The 16758-nt window shown below is 39.2% G+C and carries 15 protein-coding genes; 4 read left to right on the top strand and 11 right to left on the bottom strand.

Features of this window, described 5'->3' with window-relative positions:
* Positions 1 to 2: 2 nt before the first annotated feature.
* Positions 3 to 188: a hypothetical protein gene (locus H6G41_RS06420; protein ID WP_190744693.1), complete on the bottom strand. Its 186-nt coding sequence runs from the start codon at positions 186 to 188 to the stop codon at positions 3 to 5.
* A gap of 6 nt (positions 189 to 194) precedes the next feature.
* Between H6G41_RS06420 and H6G41_RS06415 the strand changes: the two genes are divergently transcribed.
* A complete protein-coding gene (locus H6G41_RS06415) occupies positions 195 to 662 on the top strand; it encodes a divergent PAP2 family protein (protein WP_190744691.1) in 468 nt (155 codons plus the stop codon).
* A 142-nt stretch (positions 663 to 804) separates the two neighbouring features.
* Here the strand turns inward: H6G41_RS06415 and H6G41_RS06410 are convergent, their stop codons facing one another.
* The 4 genes from H6G41_RS06410 to H6G41_RS06395 form a co-directional block, all read right to left on the bottom strand.
* Positions 805 to 1446, bottom strand: coding sequence for a hypothetical protein (locus H6G41_RS06410; RefSeq protein ID WP_190744689.1), 642 nt, complete (start codon positions 1444 to 1446; stop codon positions 805 to 807).
* Between the two features lie 252 nt (positions 1447 to 1698).
* Positions 1699 to 2028: an MgPME-cyclase complex family protein gene (locus tag H6G41_RS06405; protein ID WP_190744687.1), complete on the bottom strand. Its 330-nt coding sequence runs from the start codon at positions 2026 to 2028 to the stop codon at positions 1699 to 1701.
* 198 nt (positions 2029 to 2226) lie between these two features.
* The gene (locus tag H6G41_RS06400; RefSeq protein ID WP_190744685.1) at positions 2227 to 2943 is read right to left on the bottom strand and encodes a SnoaL-like polyketide cyclase; all 717 of its coding nucleotides are present in this window, start codon (positions 2941 to 2943) and stop codon (positions 2227 to 2229) included.
* Between the two features lie 185 nt (positions 2944 to 3128).
* Complete coding sequence (locus H6G41_RS06395) at positions 3129 to 3851, bottom strand: pyridoxine 5'-phosphate synthase (RefSeq protein WP_190744683.1); 723 nt, start codon at positions 3849 to 3851, stop codon at positions 3129 to 3131.
* Between the two features lie 446 nt (positions 3852 to 4297).
* Between H6G41_RS06395 and H6G41_RS06390 the strand changes: the two genes are divergently transcribed.
* On the top strand, positions 4298 to 5653 hold the full coding sequence (locus H6G41_RS06390) for an NAD(P)/FAD-dependent oxidoreductase (RefSeq protein ID WP_190744681.1): 1356 nt from the start codon (positions 4298 to 4300) through the stop codon (positions 5651 to 5653).
* An 85-nt stretch (positions 5654 to 5738) separates the two neighbouring features.
* Here H6G41_RS06390 and H6G41_RS06385 read toward each other — a convergent pair whose 3' ends face one another.
* Together H6G41_RS06385 and H6G41_RS06380 are read right to left on the bottom strand one after the other, a co-directional pair.
* Positions 5739 to 6845, bottom strand: a complete 1107-nt coding sequence (locus tag H6G41_RS06385) for an ATP-binding protein (RefSeq protein ID WP_190744679.1) — start codon at positions 6843 to 6845, stop codon at positions 5739 to 5741.
* Between the two features lie 13 nt (positions 6846 to 6858).
* Positions 6859 to 9057, bottom strand: a complete 2199-nt coding sequence (locus H6G41_RS06380; protein WP_190744677.1) for a histidine kinase dimerization/phosphoacceptor domain -containing protein — start codon at positions 9055 to 9057, stop codon at positions 6859 to 6861.
* 835 nt (positions 9058 to 9892) lie between these two features.
* On the opposite strand from H6G41_RS06380, the gene H6G41_RS06375 reads away from it, so the two are divergent.
* Both H6G41_RS06375 and H6G41_RS06370 read left to right on the top strand, forming a co-directional pair.
* Positions 9893 to 11179, top strand: coding sequence for an FAD-binding oxidoreductase (locus tag H6G41_RS06375; protein WP_190744676.1), 1287 nt, complete (start codon positions 9893 to 9895; stop codon positions 11177 to 11179).
* 130 nt (positions 11180 to 11309) lie between these two features.
* Positions 11310 to 12665 carry a (Fe-S)-binding protein gene (locus H6G41_RS06370; protein ID WP_190744800.1) on the top strand — a complete coding sequence of 452 codons (1356 nt, stop codon included), beginning with the start codon at positions 11310 to 11312 and terminating at the stop codon, positions 12663 to 12665.
* Positions 12666 to 12830: 165 nt separating this feature from the next.
* Here the strand turns inward: H6G41_RS06370 and H6G41_RS06365 are convergent, their stop codons facing one another.
* The 4 genes from H6G41_RS06365 to H6G41_RS06350 form a co-directional block, all read right to left on the bottom strand.
* Positions 12831 to 14192: a cysteine desulfurase-like protein gene (locus H6G41_RS06365; RefSeq protein ID WP_190744674.1), complete on the bottom strand. Its 1362-nt coding sequence runs from the start codon at positions 14190 to 14192 to the stop codon at positions 12831 to 12833.
* A 170-nt stretch (positions 14193 to 14362) separates the two neighbouring features.
* Complete coding sequence (locus tag H6G41_RS06360) at positions 14363 to 15265, bottom strand: DUF4922 domain-containing protein (RefSeq protein ID WP_190744672.1); 903 nt, start codon at positions 15263 to 15265, stop codon at positions 14363 to 14365.
* A gap of 281 nt (positions 15266 to 15546) precedes the next feature.
* Positions 15547 to 15978, bottom strand: a complete 432-nt coding sequence (locus tag H6G41_RS06355; protein ID WP_190744670.1) for a DUF2752 domain-containing protein — start codon at positions 15976 to 15978, stop codon at positions 15547 to 15549.
* A gap of 23 nt (positions 15979 to 16001) precedes the next feature.
* On the bottom strand, positions 16002 to 16262 hold the full coding sequence (locus H6G41_RS06350) for a CD225/dispanin family protein (RefSeq protein ID WP_190744668.1): 261 nt from the start codon (positions 16260 to 16262) through the stop codon (positions 16002 to 16004).
* Positions 16263 to 16758 lie beyond the last annotated feature (496 nt).

Raw genomic sequence — 16758 nt, 5'->3', positions numbered from 1 at the left:
CCCTACGGGGAATTCATCCCAATTTTGGATTCTACTCGCATAGTCGCCCGTAGGGTAACTTGTGCTAAAAAATCATCACTCAGGGGATTTTGACTGGTAGGGTAGCGTCGGACAATTGGGTTTTTCCAGGTTGTATCTTGTAGTTTCCAAAAAAAATAACTGCTGCTAATATTTACTAACTTCACCAAAATACCATGCAGAACATAGGCAACATCTTAGACAACCGGGTGCTGCTGGTTGCTCTGGTAGCTTGTTTGATTGCTCAATCTCTGAAGCTCGTCATTGAGCTATTTAAAAATCGCAAACTGAATGTACGTGTTTTAGTCACCACTGGCGGTATGCCAAGCGCGCACTCAGCGCTAGTTACATCTCTGGCCACCGGTGTCGGTGAAACTCTTGGCTGGGCATCGCCTGATTTTGCTCTAGCGACAGTTTTTGCCATCATCGTCATGTATGATGCCGCTGGAGTTCGCCAAGCCGCCGGGAAACAAGCACGAATTCTTAATCAAATGATTGATGAATTATTTGATGACAAGCATGACTTTAGCCAAGACCGCCTCAAAGAATTGCTGGGACACACACCAGTTCAGGTTATCGCTGGTTCAGCTTTGGGCATAACCATCACTTGGTTAGCTAGGTCTTTCTTAGTCACTAGTCTTTGATGCAAAAGTGTAGAGGAGCAAACAATTTAAAATTCAAAAAAATTCAAAATTCAAAATTCAAAATTCAAAACTTGTACTGAAGTTCGTGAAGTATTCAAAATCAAGAAATTTTGCTGTCTATTATCTTGTTGACAACTAACCATCACTGCGATCGCACATTTGAGCGCAGTAGCATTACTTTACGGCTATCTACGACATAGGCCACAAAGCCGCGATCGTTAAGCTGTTGTAATGTATTATATGCTTCTTTTTGGTTAGTGGTATACACTGCCAGCAAGTAAGGGCGTTGTCCGTAGGAAACAAACCCCACATCTCCTCCCACAACTTGTTGTACATTAGATACAAGCTCTGGGCGATTGAAATAATCAACCAATACAGCATAACCTTCTCCTAAAGATTGAGGGTTATAAGTTACTGTTTGCGGTGTCGCTGGATCTGCGGGTTTAGTGGTAATGATGCCACTTAAACCGACAATATTATTGATGTATCTTGCCCATCGTTGAGCATCATCAATTTTGTAAAATCCCCCGATTCGCGTCACTGTATCTGTTAAATATTGACAGGTAGTGCTTTTGATTTCAGCAGGTAAAGCATTGCGCAATTGCTTCTGATTATCTGCTGTGGGACTAACTATTAATAAAAGATACTCACCAGGCTCTGGCGGTTGACAAACAGGAATCGCCTGTTGAGCGGTAACAGAACTCATACCACCCATCAATCCAGCGATCGCTAACACTAAAGCATGTGGTAAATTCGGAAATCTGTGCACGACAGTAAGAGGCATACAAGAAGATTTTTTTAAGGATTTCATCAAGCTAGATTTTGTTCCCCCAAGTTGTAGGCAGGGGGGAAGAGGCAGGGGAGCAGGGGGTTAGGGGCTAGGGGCTAGAAATAAAAGGGGGACAAGGAATTTTAGATTTTAGATTTGCGTTAGCGTAGCGTTAGCGAGTCCGCGAGCGTCTTTTGGATTCCAATCTAAAATCCAAAATCCAAAATCCAAAATTGTTTCAATGCCCCATGCCCATTCCCCAGTATCTTACGATACGGTAGCTAGAGATGCTATAGGGTTAGAAATTGTATCGGAAGGAGCTTGAAATTCGCCAACGATCACGTATTCTAATCGCAGTTTTAACCAGGTAATAAATTGCTGATTTGTAGAAATAATTGCTGCTGCCGGTTGTGGACATTTAGCTTTAATTTCTGCCATTTCTGGTGCTTCTAAAAAAGCTGGTTGTTTCACCAACCAAAAATCAATTTCTTTCTCTTGTTCGTGATAATGACGGATACGTTCTTTAAGAACTTCTTCGATTGGTTCTTCTTGTACCAAAAATTTTTGACTTGCCAAAACGTAATAATATGTTTGCATTTTCATCCTGTGTTTGCTAATGTTTTATTCCAGAGTACAGTATATAAACTGTACCCGGAAAAATTAACTAATTAGTAATTCGTCATTTGGCATTCGTAATTTGTGAGTTTAATTCTCATTCGGTTAGAGATGGCTTGATTTCATACAGTTTTTAAATAACCGTTTGTAACCATCCTTAATTACGAATTACGAATTATTTTAACTCTTCTTGACTTTTTTAAACCAAGAACCGAAGGGGCAAGCACTCGCTTTGTTACTACTTGGCAGTTTACCGCCAGCTGTTAGTTTGTCTAAAAACAGCGTATTGTCAAAGTAGTGTTCCACGGAAATTATCCGCAAGTCATCGGTAACCCTAGCAACGCTCATGCCGATAATTTCTACCATCTCTCCAGTTGGCGCATAGTCTTTGTATGCACCTTTAAAATGTCCCCAGTGTCGCCACTTGAATGTCACAGTTGGCGGGCCGGAGTACACTTCTAAAACTTCCCAAGGAAAGCCTTGGGGAAATGTTGAATGGAAGAGTTGCGCTGACGATTCAAAGGTTTCAGCCGAGGCTTTGTAATGCTCTGAATCAGCCATAAATAAATTGTAAGTACCTTGGGCTGATAAATCTGTAGCTGTGTATTCTTGACCTCCATTAGTACTTACACGAAACTTGTCATTAACAACAGATAACCACTGTTGTGGATTAGTTTTGAAAGATACTTCCATCTCAAAGGTTCTAACCAGGTTTTGCACGATCGCTTCCAGGCTACCCTCTACATGATGACTTGTACTTTCAGCCGCTAAATTCTCTTTTGAGCGAGAATAATCAGGAGGTGTTTGATACCGCCATTGGGCATCAGTACTTCCTTCAATAACTTTATCCCGATCCTGTACCCAAAGTGGCAGACTGTTAGATTGTGTTGCGCTCATAGAAGTCTTTGCTGAAGATTTGCTCCCAATTGTCTGGATTACGCAGTTATTGACCCCTCTGAGCTATTAACTCAATAAACCATCTATAGCTGTAGCCAGATAGATAGGACATCAAGCTAAGATAAAACCCTAACAATAAAAGGCTTTTAACTCTGTCAACAGTCAACAGTCAACAGTCAACAGCTTTACAATTCTCCACGGATTGCTAGTTTCATTTCCCGCACAGCTCTTTCTAATCCAACTAAAGCGGCGCGAGCAATGATAGTATGACCGATGTTGAGTTCTTCCATACCTGGGAGACTAGCCACAGGATAAACATTCCAGTAGGTAAGACCATGACCGGCATTAACTCGCAATCCGGCTTGAATTGCTTGCTCGCACCCCTTAGCTAATACAGCTAACTCTTGCTTACGACTAGTTTCATCGACAGCCTCAGCATATTGCCCAGTATGCAATTCAATGAACTTTGCTTGTACTTTAGCAGATGCTGCAATTTGTGACGGTTCGGCGTCGATAAATAGACTAACTGGAATGCCAGCACTTTGCAATTTATCAACTATCTCACCTATTTTAGCAATTTGCCCCACAATATCTAAACCACCTTCTGTTGTAACTTCCTCGCGTTTTTCGGGTACTAAAGTTACATAATTAGGTTTAACATCGAGAGCGATCGCTACCATTTCTTCTGTAGCGGCCATTTCTAAATTTAAATGGGTTCTTACTGTTTGTCGTAAGAGTCGCACATCCCTATCTTGAATATGCCTTCTATCTTCTCGCAGATGCACCGTAATTCCATCTGCACCACCTAATTCTGCCAGCACCGCCGCCGCCACGGGGTCAGGTTCCACCGTTCGCCGTGCTTGGCGAATGGTCGCAATGTGGTCAATGTTTACGCCGAGTGTAGACACCCCTAATTTCTCCCGATCCACAGTCTTTAGGATCTTGATTTTACCGGAAATACAGTTAAAGAGGTGAAGTTGAGTGCGATCGCATTTCTGACTCGAACATGAGATAGTCTTTTATTCCTGGTTTTAAATCTAAAATCTCAAATTCATCTCAAATTCCAAATTTCATCCCAATTTGCCAACAGAATCCGACGCAATATTTTGGTGTCATTAAAACCGTAAAAAGCTCACGCATAGATACAAACACAAACGCAAAAAATCATAATATTCCAGCAACGCCTAATGCCTGATAGGCTGAGCGGAGCCGAAGCCCAATACCCCAAAACTGTAACTTTACTCACTTTAATTATTTTTTCATCTGTGCAAAGTGAACAGAAAGAATTTGGCAAAGTTTGATACATATTTATGAAGAATAGTTACAACCGTCGTAACGTCAGGAAATATATCTTATGGAAAATTCACTTGAAAATAAACCACCCCATCAAGTGGTGATTATTGGTGGTGGTTTTGGCGGCTTATATGCAGCAAAAACACTTGCTAAAGCGCCTGTGAATGTGACGCTGATTGATAAACGCAACTTTCATTTATTTCAACCATTGCTATACCAAGTTGCGACAGGTAATTTATCACCAGCCGATATTTCCTCACCCTTGCGATCGGTGTTGAGTAAAAGTAAAAATACTCAAGTATTGCTGGGATCTGTTAATGATATCGATCCCCAAGCACAGAAAGTCATACTAGGCGATGAAGCCATACCTTACGATACGTTGATAGTCGCTACAGGTGCTAAACATTCCTACTTTGGTAAAGACGACTGGGAAGAATTTGCACCAGGATTAAAAACTGTAGAAGATGCAATAGAAATGCGTCGCCGGATTTTTACAGCTTTTGAAGCAGCAGAAAGAGAAACTGATCCGGTGAAACGTCGTGCTTGGTTAACCTTTGTGATTGTTGGTGGCGGCCCTACAGGGGTAGAATTAGCAGGTGCGATCGCAGAATTAGCATATCAAACCCTCAAAGAAGATTTTCGCAACATCGATACATCAGAAACTAGAATTCTTCTCTTAGAAGGTTTGGATCGCATCCTCCCACCTTTTGATCCAGAACTATCACAAACAGCAGAAAAATCTCTGAAAGAATTGGGCGTTCTGGTGCAAACAAAAACATTGGTAACTAATATCGAAAATGATATTGTTACTATTAAACAAGGAGATACCGTTAGAGAAATTGCCTCAAAAACAATCTTATGGGCAGCAGGCGTAAAAGCATCGCCAATGGGTAAAGTCTTAGCAGAAAGCACAGGTGTAGAACTCGATCGTGCAGGCAGAGTTATTGTTGAATCAGACTTAAGTATTAAAGGACATGCCAATATTTTTGTAATTGGCGACTTAGCTAATTTCTCTCATCAAGATGGCAAACCTTTACCAGGTGTTGCACCAGTTGCTAAGCAAGAAGGAGAATATGTCGCCAACCTAATTGAACAGCAGTTACAAGGTAATAATCTGCCACCATTTAATTATATTAATCGGGGTAGTTTAGCCATAATTGGGCAAAATTTAGCTGTTGTCGATTTAGGTTTTATGAAGCTGAAAGGTTTCTTTGCATGGCTATTTTGGTTATTAGTGCATATATACTTTTTACTTGAATTCGACAACAAATTAAAAGTAATGATTCAATGGGTGTGGAACTATGTTACCCGTAATCGTGGCGCTAGATTAATTACAGAACAAGAATCACCAAGCAAACTTGACGATAATCCGAGTTATTATTCGTCCACTAACAGTAGAGAAGCAATCAAAGTTTAATTATCTATAATAGGCGGTGAAACTCCGCCCATCACTATTATGATAAGAACATAAAAAATAACAACAACTGACAACTGACAACTGACTAAATTGGCAAATTCACAATAAAAGTTGTACCAACTCCCGGTTTACTAGCAAAAGAAATATTTCCACCATGTAACTGTACATAATGTTTCACAATAGCTAGTCCTAAACCATTACCGGGGATACTACCAACATTACTACCTCTTTGAAAAGAGGAGAATAGATTTTCTTGATCCGCCTCTGGAATGCCAATACCTTCATCTTGGATGCGGAAAATAACTTCTCCAGTTACATAAAAAAGTTCAAACTTGACTTTACCACCTTGTGGCGAATATTTCACCGCATTCACCAGTAAGTTAGTCAGAATATGGAGTAGCATTTTTTCATCCAAACCAACTAATCGGGGATTTTCTTTACTGCTGTTGCTTCCTACTATATTAAAAATAATCTGGTGGTTTTGGCTGGCGCTAAGTTGAATATTTGTAACTAAATTTCTGCAAAATTGTTCTAAATCTAATGGTTTAGGATCAAACTGATTTTTACCTGTTTCTGCTTTACCAATCAGCAAAATATCATTCAATAAATGCTCAAGATGTTGGACGGATTTTTGAATATGATTGAGATATTCATCTTTTTTAGTTTCATTTAATTGATGGCTGTGATCGGTAAGTAATTCAGTACAAACAGAAATATTATTTAAGGGATTACGAAATTCATGACTAAGCATAGAAAAAAATTGGCTTTGATTTTTTTGCTGTTCTTTTTCTTGTGCTAAAGCCTCACGCATCACAACTTCTTTTTGATATTTGTTGAGAGCAATTTCAATCGTAGTAATTAATTGATTTTCTTCAAATGGTTTCAGGATATAGCCAAAAGGCTGCGTGGTTTTGGCTTTTTGTAAATTACTTTGATCGGAGTAAGCAGTCAAATAAACTACTGGAATATTAAACCGAGTGTTAATTTCAGCAGCAGCTTCTATACCACTCATCTGGCCTTTCAACATGACATCCATTAAAACTAAATCTGGCATAAATTCTGCCGCTTTAGCAATTGCGTGTTCTCCATAAGCTGCAATTCCCGGAACGATATAGCCGGCTTTTTCTAAGCAAGATTTAATATCAGAAGCAATGATTATTTCATTTTCCACAACCAGGATTTTTTCTTTCATGTTTATTCTGCTCCTAGTTTGCTTCACTGAAAGTAATTTTAAATGCAGCGCCTGAGGAATTATCCAGAGTAATTTTACCTTCTAATTGTTCTACCAAGCTCCAAACTAATTGCAAACCGAGAGATTCTTGTTTATATATTTCTACATCTTTAGATAAGCCCACACCGTTATCACTGACAATTAATGAGTAATTATTATTTGCTATAGTTATTAATTCTATATATATAGCACCTTGTTGATTATTGACAAAAGCATATTTTATAGAATTAGAAACCAACTCATTAATAATCAAACCACAATAAATTGCCGTATCGATTTTTAGAGAAATTTTCTTAATATTCATTTGAATATCAATATTGGTATTGATACCATAAGAACGCAATAAATTATTAACTATACTTTGGATATAATCGGAGACTTCAATTTTAGTTAAATCATTAGATTGATATAAAATTTCATGAATAATTGCCATAGCTCGCACCCGATTATGGCTATCTTGAAAAACTTCTAAAGCTTGCTCGTCATAAATATATCTAGTTTGTAATCGTAATAAACTAGATATAATTTGTAAATTATTTTTTACTCGATGATGAATTTCTTTTAATAAAATTTCTTTTTCTTTTAGAGAGACTTTGAGTTGGTTTTCTGCTTGTCTATGCGCAGTAATATCAGTATTAGAACCAGCAATAAAACATTCATGTTTATGCAGATTACACAGGAGCATACCCCGACTCAAAAACCAGATATAGCTACCATCTTTTTTGAGCATTCGATGTTCAATCTCATATTTGGGTGTGACTCCTTCCAAATAAGCATTTACTGCATTCTTGACTGATTCAACATCATCAGGATGAACAAATCTTAACCAATGATCGTAATATTTAGGTGTCTCCTGTTCTGTATAGCCAAGCATAGCCTGTAAGTTAGGATCTATATAAATAGTATTAGTTTGAATATTCCATTCCCATATTCCTACCTTTCCCGCAGTAATAGCGCGAATATATCTATCTTCACTGACTCGCAGTGCTTTCTCTACACGCTGACGTTCGCTAATTTCTTGTAGCAACCGCTGATTAATATTCTTTAATTCTTTCGTTCTCTCTTCTACACGAATTTCTAGTTCTACTTTCGCTGTTTGTAATGCTTCTTGTGCTTGCTTACGTTCAGAAATATTGCGAATGATGGCGATAATTTGGTGACGAACTGAGGGTAATAGACGAGCTTCAAAAGTTTCATTAATTCCGTCTCTAGACAAGACATACTCAATATCTACAAGTGCATTTGTTTGCTGAACATTTAAAATAGCTTCGATAAATTTATCACCTACATTAATTGGTAAAATATTTTGGACTTTTCTGCCTAGGGAATCAGCCGTTAATAGGTAAAAATCTGAGATATTTTTGGTGTAATGGCTCAAAATTGTGCCATCCCGATCTAGGCGAAGATATAAATCGGGAAAAGCTTGAAAAATCTCTTGTAACTCAGATGTTGTTTGTAATAATTGTGTTTCAGTAGCAATGCGATCGCATATTCCTTGTTGTAACTTTTTATTAGCTTTTAATAAATCTTCAGTTGCTTTTAAAATGCGTTTTTCAGAGTCTTCTTCAGCCTTTTTAAAACTCATCTCTAATGCACAACGCTGGGCAATTTCTAATTGTAAAGTTTCTTGCAGCTTGGCTAATTCTCTCTGTAAACCTAAAGCTAGACTTTCTGGAGTAATAATTCCTAAAAATTGACCTTTATCGTTGACAATTGGTAACTGACGGATACCATAGTGTTGCATTAAAACTAATGTTTTATTAGCATCAAAATCTCGTTCTAAACTAATTGCAGCTTCTCGCATCACTTCGGCAACTTTAACTGCTGCTAAATTTAAACCTGAATTGATTAACCTGATAATATCGACAATTGTTAACATACCTAATAATTGGCATTTATCTATAACATATATGCAATCAATTGGCAATTTAGCTTGAGGTTTTTGAGAATTTATTTTGGTAATCCCTAAAGGTTTAACTGTAGAACTTGATTCTCCTTCGATGACTTGGACTGAATTACGGTAGGTAGGGAATTTGCTAGCAGTCACAAATGAGCCATTATCTACATCAAGAGATACTCCTACTTGTCCCATGCGAATAATAATTTCTTTTAATGACTTGTGAGGAGGAAAGGTCAAGAAAGAATTTTGAATAATATAGTCTAATACGCGCATAGTGACAACTTCTCAATTACTCATGAAAAACTAGAGCAAATCATCCAGTTAAATAATTAAGCATGAAAAAAATAACAATTGAATTATCCTGAATTAAATTCAGTAATCAAACAATCCAATAAGCGGATTTTTTAGAGAATAATTATTTAGTTAATATGACAGCCAACTTGGATTTTGCCACTTAAAGACGGCAATTACTCTGCTCAACAAGTTTCAAAATCACTAACAAGGCGAAAAATTTTTGACTGCTACAATTCTCATGGCAGTGTTAGATATATAGCAATCCGATTTGATTTTTGCAAAAATCCCAGTCTGATGAGCATCTGTAGGCATTACCAACAGCACCCCTGATAGGTAAATCATCGCTCTACTTCAGCATGATTTTATAACTCAACTAGTCATCTTATGATTGCTTAGCCATAAAGATACTGTGGTTATGAAAATGTATGTACTGTAATCCAACAGACTTAGCTGTATGAACATAAATTAATAACATTGCTACCCTGATTTAATAAGATGCAGTTTATGGTCATATATTGTCTATATTTGCCAAATTTAACAAATATAGATTTTTAGATGATACTATCCTGTAGTCAGCTTAAGTCATAATTAATATTATTGCTTCAGGATTATTACTTAGAGTGTAGTACTGGTATTAAAGTAATTTTAATAACTTGTATTATCTAGTAATCGCACTTCAGTATGGCAGATAAATCATAGTTGCATTTGCCAGTGTTTTTTGTTAAGAGAACTGAGGGCTGTAAAATCAACGCACTCAGCAATTTTTTAGTGAAATTAACCAGTAAATTAGAAATAAGGCGTAACAAATAAACTGATGAATGCGATCGCATCTTATCTGGCATCTATCGTCAATGAAGAAAATGCTGTCTATCCTTGGGAAAATCTTGACCCCAAGCTTAAAGATTCTATCCAAAAAGCAATGGCTGTGGGTAAAACTCCCAGTTGTCTTGTCTATCCGCGTACCCAAGAACAACTAGCCACCATTGTTGCACAAGCGTATCGGCAAAATTGGCGTATCCTTCCCTGTGGTAGTACTAGTAAACTTAGCTGGGGCGGTTTAGCGCAAAACATTGATGTCGTAGTAAGTACAGAACGCATCAATCGCCTCATTGAACACGCCGTAGGTGATTTAACGGTGACAGTAGAAGCGGGGATGAAGTTTTCCCATCTCCAAGAAATTTTAGCTAAATCTCGCCAATTTCTCGCCCTTGATCCGACAGCACCCAATTCTGCCACAATTGGCGGTATCGTCGCTACTGCTAATACAGGTTCCCTGAGACAGCGTTATGGTAGTGTAAGGGATCAGTTGTTAGGGATTAGCTTTGTCCGTGCTGATGGTGAAATCGCCAAAGCTGGGGGGAGAGTGGTGAAAAATGTTGCCGGTTATGACTTGATGAAGTTATTTACTGGTTCTTACGGCTCATTAGGAATTATTACCCAAGTCACATTTCGAGTTTATCCACAACAAGAAGCATCCACAACGGTGGTATTAACTGGCGCAGCGGAAATGATATCACAGGCGGCGGCGACTTTGCGCGGTTCGGCGTTAACACCCACCCAAGCTGATTTACTATCGACAAAGCTAGTATCTAACCTTGGTTTAGGTACAGGGTTAGGATTAATCGCGCGGTTTCAAAGTATTAGTGAGAGTGTCAACGAACAAGCCAACCGTTTGTGGGAAGTTGGGCAAGAATTAGGATTAAAAGGGACAATATATCAAGCTGAAGATGAAGCTAATCTATGGCAGAGATTGCCAGAACAAATACATTCTGCTGCCACAAATTTTCCCATTACTTGCAAAATAGGAGTATTACCGACTGGGGCTTTTGAGGTGTTAACTCAAGTAGAAATGGGCACAATCCACATTAGTAGTGGTTTGGGATTGTTATGTTTAAATAATCAAAAACAAGCTTTGAAAATACGGGAGATTTGTCAATCTAAAAATGGGTTTCTCTCTATTTTAGAAGCACCAGCGACAGTGAAAGAAAAGCTTGATGTGTGGGGATATAAGGGTAATGCCTTAGGATTAATGCGTAAGATTAAATCACAGTTTGATAGCAAGAATATTTTAAGCCCTGGTCGATTTGTGGGTGGGATTTGAAATAAGGGCAGGGAGCAGGGAGCAGAGGAGAAATAGCTATGCCCAATGCCCAATGCCCAATACCCAATGCCCAATGCCCAATGCCCAATGCCCAATTCCCAATGACTAATGACTAATGACAAAAGATAATATGCAAGTTTCCGAAAATTCTGTTAATAATACGGCAAGTTTGAAGAATTTACAGGGGTTTGATGCTAATCATCCACCAGAACCAAAGTTAATTGATAGTTGCGTACATTGTGGATTTTGTCTCTCGACTTGTCCGAGTTATCGGGTATTAGGTAAAGAGATGGATTCCCCTAGAGGGCGTATCTATTTAATGGATGCAATTAATGAGGGAGAAATTGCTCTAAATACGGCCACTGTAGAACATTTTGATTCTTGTTTGGGTTGTTTGGCTTGTGTGACAACTTGTCCTTCTGGGGTGCAGTATGACAAGTTAATTTCGGCTACTCGTCACCAAGTGGAACGCAATTATACGCGCAGTCTACCAGATACTTTGGTGCGGAAATTGATATTTTCTCTATTTCCCAATCCCGATATTTTGAGAATATTACTTGTGCCTTTGATGGCTTATCAAAAGTTGGGTTTATCTAAATTAGTGCGCGCTACAGGTTTACTCAAAAATATCTCTCCTCGATTGGCAGCAATGGAATCAATTCTGCCAGAAATTACGCTGAAAACTTTTCAAAATAATTTACCGACGGTGATTCCAGCTAAAGGTGAGAAGCGTTACCGAGTTGGGGTGATTTTGGGATGCGTACAACGGCTATTTTTCTCGCCTGTGAATGAAGCAACGGTACGGGTGTTGACGGCGAATGGTTGTGAGGTTGTAATTCCTCAATCTCAAGGTTGTTGTGCGGCGCTTCCGGAACATCAAGGACAAACCGAACAGGCGAAGGCTTTAGCCAGACAAATGATTGATAGTTTCGGCAAAACTGATGTCGATTTCGTAATTATCAATGCGGCTGGTTGTGGGCATACTTTGAAAGAATACGGTCATATTTTAGCTGATGACCCAGAATATCGGGAAAAAGCGCAGCAATTTGCGGTTAAGGTGAAAGATGCCCAAGAATTTTTAGCAACGGTGGGGTTAACGGCGAAACTGTTACCAATTACCGATAAACCTGTGAATTTGGTTTATCAAGATGCTTGTCATTTGTTACACGGACAAAAAATTAGCGTCCAACCGCGTCAGTTATTGCGCCAAATTCCTGGGGTGAAGTTAAAAGAACCTTTAGATGCGGCTTTATGTTGTGGGAGTGCGGGTGTTTATAATATGTTGCAACCAGAAGTTGCTGAAGAATTAGGACAGCAAAAGGTGCAGAATTTGCTGAATACTGGTGCTGAGTTAATTACTTCGGCTAATCCTGGCTGTACGTTGCAGATTACTAAGCATTTGCATTTGCAAGGTAAGGATATTGCGGTGATTCATCCGATGGAGTTGTTGGATTATTCGATTCGCGGTGAGAAGTTGGCAATTTAAAATTCTTTGGCAATTTGTTGTATTTTGATAGTTAAAAATAAAGGCTGCTGAGGCAGTCTTTATTTTTTGACAATAACTTTAATTGCTGTTACTGGAAAAAGAGTTTGTCTAAATTCGACATTCATGGTGCGTTGCGCTACGCGACAACACACCCTACGTTGATGATTACACGGCAATTTCTTTTAAAGCGTGTAATACTCGCTCAACTTCTTCCATTGTGTTGTAGTGGGTGAATCCCAGCCGCACTAAGCCGCCGGTAGCTTCTACGCCGAGTTTTTCTGTAAGAGCGATCGCATAAAAATGACCATACCATGCAAATATACCGCGATCGCTTAATGCTTTGGCAACTGCTTCCGGTGTTTGTCCGGCTAATCTAAATCCGACTGTGGGAGTGCGGGAAGTAAATTTTTCTGGATTGGTAATTCCATATAACACTAAGCCGGGAATCCCTAGCAATCCGGGAATTAATTTGTAACTTAATTCTCTTTCATATTGTTGAATTGCTGACATCGCCGCCACTAAAGCCGCGCGACGGCTATGATAAGCCGATGTGATGGCGGTTGCAGATTGTTCTGGTGTGGTGAGGAAGCTGGGACAGTGAAATTTTTCGATACCTTCTTTATCGGCTGCGATTAAGGCGGAAATTAATTCGCTATCAATGGAAGGTGAAACATGACAGCCAAGTTTTGTTAAATAGTTAATCGCCGCTACTAATCCCGCTAAGGCTTCAAAGTTTAATGTTCCAGTTTCCCAACGCGATGGTACTTCATCGGGTGCTGGTCTAACTTTATACGGAGTGAATCGCGCCAAATGTTCGCGTTTGCCATATAAAATCCCTAGATGGGGGCCGAAGAACTTATACGCCGAACAAGCAAGGAAATCACAACCTAAAGCATGGACGTTAATTGGTGCGTGAGGTACGTAATGAACGGCATCAACAAATACTAAAGCTCCTACCGCATGGGCGAGGCGAACCACAGCGGCGATATCGTTAATTGTCCCGACTGCATTGGAAGCAAAACCAACAGCGACTAACTTGGTGCGGGGATTAATCAACCGTTCCAATTCAGCCATATCTAAGGTGCAATCTTCGCTATGAAAATCTACCACCTTGATAATTACACCCTTTTCTTCTAAAGCATACCAAGAAGAAACATTGGCGTAATGGTCAAGCCGCGTCACAATAATTTCATCACCTGCTTGCAGTTCTCTCCCAATAGCGCGGCTAATGCTAAAGGTGAGGGTGGTCATGTTCGCACCAAATACTATTTCATCACTATGGCATCCTAGCAAATCGGCACTAGCAGCACGCGCCGCCGTAATTAATGCATCTGTGCGGACGCTGGTAGGGAAAACCCCGTGAGAATTGGCGTTTGACCTCACTAAATAATCGCTGATAGCATCAAGCACCGCACCGGGTACTTGAGTCCCACCGGGGCCATCACAAAAAACTACTGGTTCACCGTTGATAGTTTGTGTGAGGGCGGGAAATTGGGCGCGTATCCATTTTAGGTCTAGGGCTTGCATAAAATCTCCTGGGGTTTTTAGTTGCTTGGCGCGCCTGCTGTCAGTTGTGATTGATTATTGCTTTGCATCCCCCTATCAATGACAACTTATCAAAGTCGGTAAATTCGCGCGCAAAGTTTCGTGAATAAAGTAGTATTGATGCTGCCCAAGCTAACACAAAAATATGGTTTCTACCTTTGGATTGTGGGTATCGCCACACTTTTTAAAATATTCATTGGCCCTTGCTGCTTGAGGAGTTGCATTTGTTCTTGATTACGCACTAGTAACGCACCTGCAAATCCTAAGGAATTAACGGAAATGCCTTGGTATTCTTCTTGCGATCGCGCTACAATCAACATCCATTCTCTTGTAGCTAATAAATTATACGCCCCAGATTGCATGTTATCGTTGATGGCGTTGATACCGACAGCTTGGAGTAGGGCGCGATACAGTTCTAATGTGGTTGTGGCTGAGTAACTGGGGTCTAGGGTAGCAAAGGCATGTTTAAATGGTAAACCTGGTAAAGTAGCGATCGCATTCTCAAATTTTGCTGTTTTAAATAAAGGCTGAATCGGTATGCTTACACCTGCGGTGGTTAATGGTAACGGAACCATCTGCAAATGTTTGTGTCTTTGACTTGCACCCGCAACTTGACCGCCGTTATAAAACACTAAACCGTCATACTCTGCCAAACAAGCCCACATCGCTGCAAAATCTTCGTGGGTGAGTAAGCTTTCCTGTTCTGCAAAAGCGCGAGTAATAATTAATAGATGATGGTCAACAACATTAAACTTATTTAAAATGCAGACATGAGTTTCAGAAATATTGGCGACAAATAAATCTTCGTCATAGGGTAAAAAGGGATTAAAATCTTTACCAGTTGCAACAGATTGTTGAGTTTGTTTTTTCTTGGCTGCATCCTTACGCACAAGATTAGATAAAATCCTCACCAAGAAATTCACCCCATCTTGTTCAACAAATTCAAATTCTGTCGGTATCGACAGCAATGCGCCGCAATTTAAAGCATACTCAGTCCGTTCTTTCACACTTTGCCATAAAGTGCCAGGTTGCAATAATATTTTTTCCGCTGTCATTGCTGAAATTAAAGTAAGTAGGTCGGTGCAATTAAATATAACTGGCAAAGGCTGTCATTGTTCATTGGTAAGAGTTTTGTAATATATTTGGGTTTATTTACACAAACTTATACCAATTGGAAAAAAGAATGTGACAAATTGTAGGGGCATCGGCACTGCCGTGCCCTCTAAAATATATTGATGTGTCGCTTTAATTATTTACATTATTAATGGTGCGTTGCGCTACGCGACAACACACCCTACTCATAAATTACGAATTACGAATTACGAATTACGAATTATTAAGGTGCTAACCAAGAGAAAGGAGCAAAGGGAAGATTTCTCAGCACCCAATAACCCAAAATAATTTTCAAAATCAACCAAATCCAGTTAGGCTTGATGAAAACCTGGGGAACTTTTACGCCCAGAATTACAGGCGCACTGTAGGATATATAAGAATAAATCAAGTATGGCATTGCTACCATCATTAAAGGATTCAACTCAAAAGCTTTGAGTATATTTCCGTGCAGTAATTGATGTAAGGCTCGTAAGGTACCACAGCCGGGACAATATAAACCAGTCAACGCCCGAAATGGACTTGGGGGATAAACTGAAGAACTGCTGGGATTAAAAAAGTATAAAATAATTGTGGCTATAACGATAACGCCTGTAAGAGTTATCACTTTTAAAGTCTTTATAGACACAGTAGATGAGCGATGTGAAATTATGTTCATTTGTTTAATGCAATAAATAGCTTTTATCTTATTTGTGATGCAGAAGAAAGCACAATGATGAAGAGAATATATATGACAAAGAAAACTAATGCTGACCCAAAAGATACCCAACACCAGGTTTTGGCACTTTTGGAAGCTTGCATTGCTCCTTCATAATCTCCCACTTGTAATTTGGTATTTACTTGAGCCGCATAAACAATCGCCACAATTCCAAATGGTAAACAACAGAAAAGTGTCACTAGAATTGCTTGCGGCAAATAATTTGGTACATTCTGAGATTGCATGAAAATATCCTTGCAATGTCATTAATTAGACAGATTGCATTTTGTAGTAATTCTGTCTATAAAACATATCAGAAGAATCTATGTGTCTCAAAAGTTGCTTCATAAAAATCAATACTAAGATGCAGTACATTAACCTCCAGCCTAATGCTTCTAGTAGAAGAGACTCTGAGGGAGAAATGCATATACTGCAATTACCAAGCAATAGTTTGACAAGCTTCTAGTGACCTGCTAGAAGCTTTTTCTTGAAAAATTAAGCTATGAAACCACGTTGCTAGTTAACTGTTGACTGTTCAGAGAGATTTTCATGCTCTCGTTGTGTGATTTATCACATGACGGTCTAACTTGAAAATGGGCATGGGGCATTGGGCATTGGGCATGGGAAAGACAGATTTTCATGCTTGGTTGTGGGTTTTTCCCATGAGGGGCTGACTTGTAAGTAGGGAACTCTTAACAGGCTTACAAAAAATAAATTACCCATATTCCGTAGTGGGAGCAT

The sequence above is a fragment of the Tolypothrix sp. FACHB-123 genome (genome assembly GCF_014697075.1).
Lineage (GTDB): Bacteria > Cyanobacteriota > Cyanobacteriia > Cyanobacteriales > Nostocaceae > Aulosira.
This window is presented reverse-complemented; position numbering and strand designations above follow the sequence as displayed.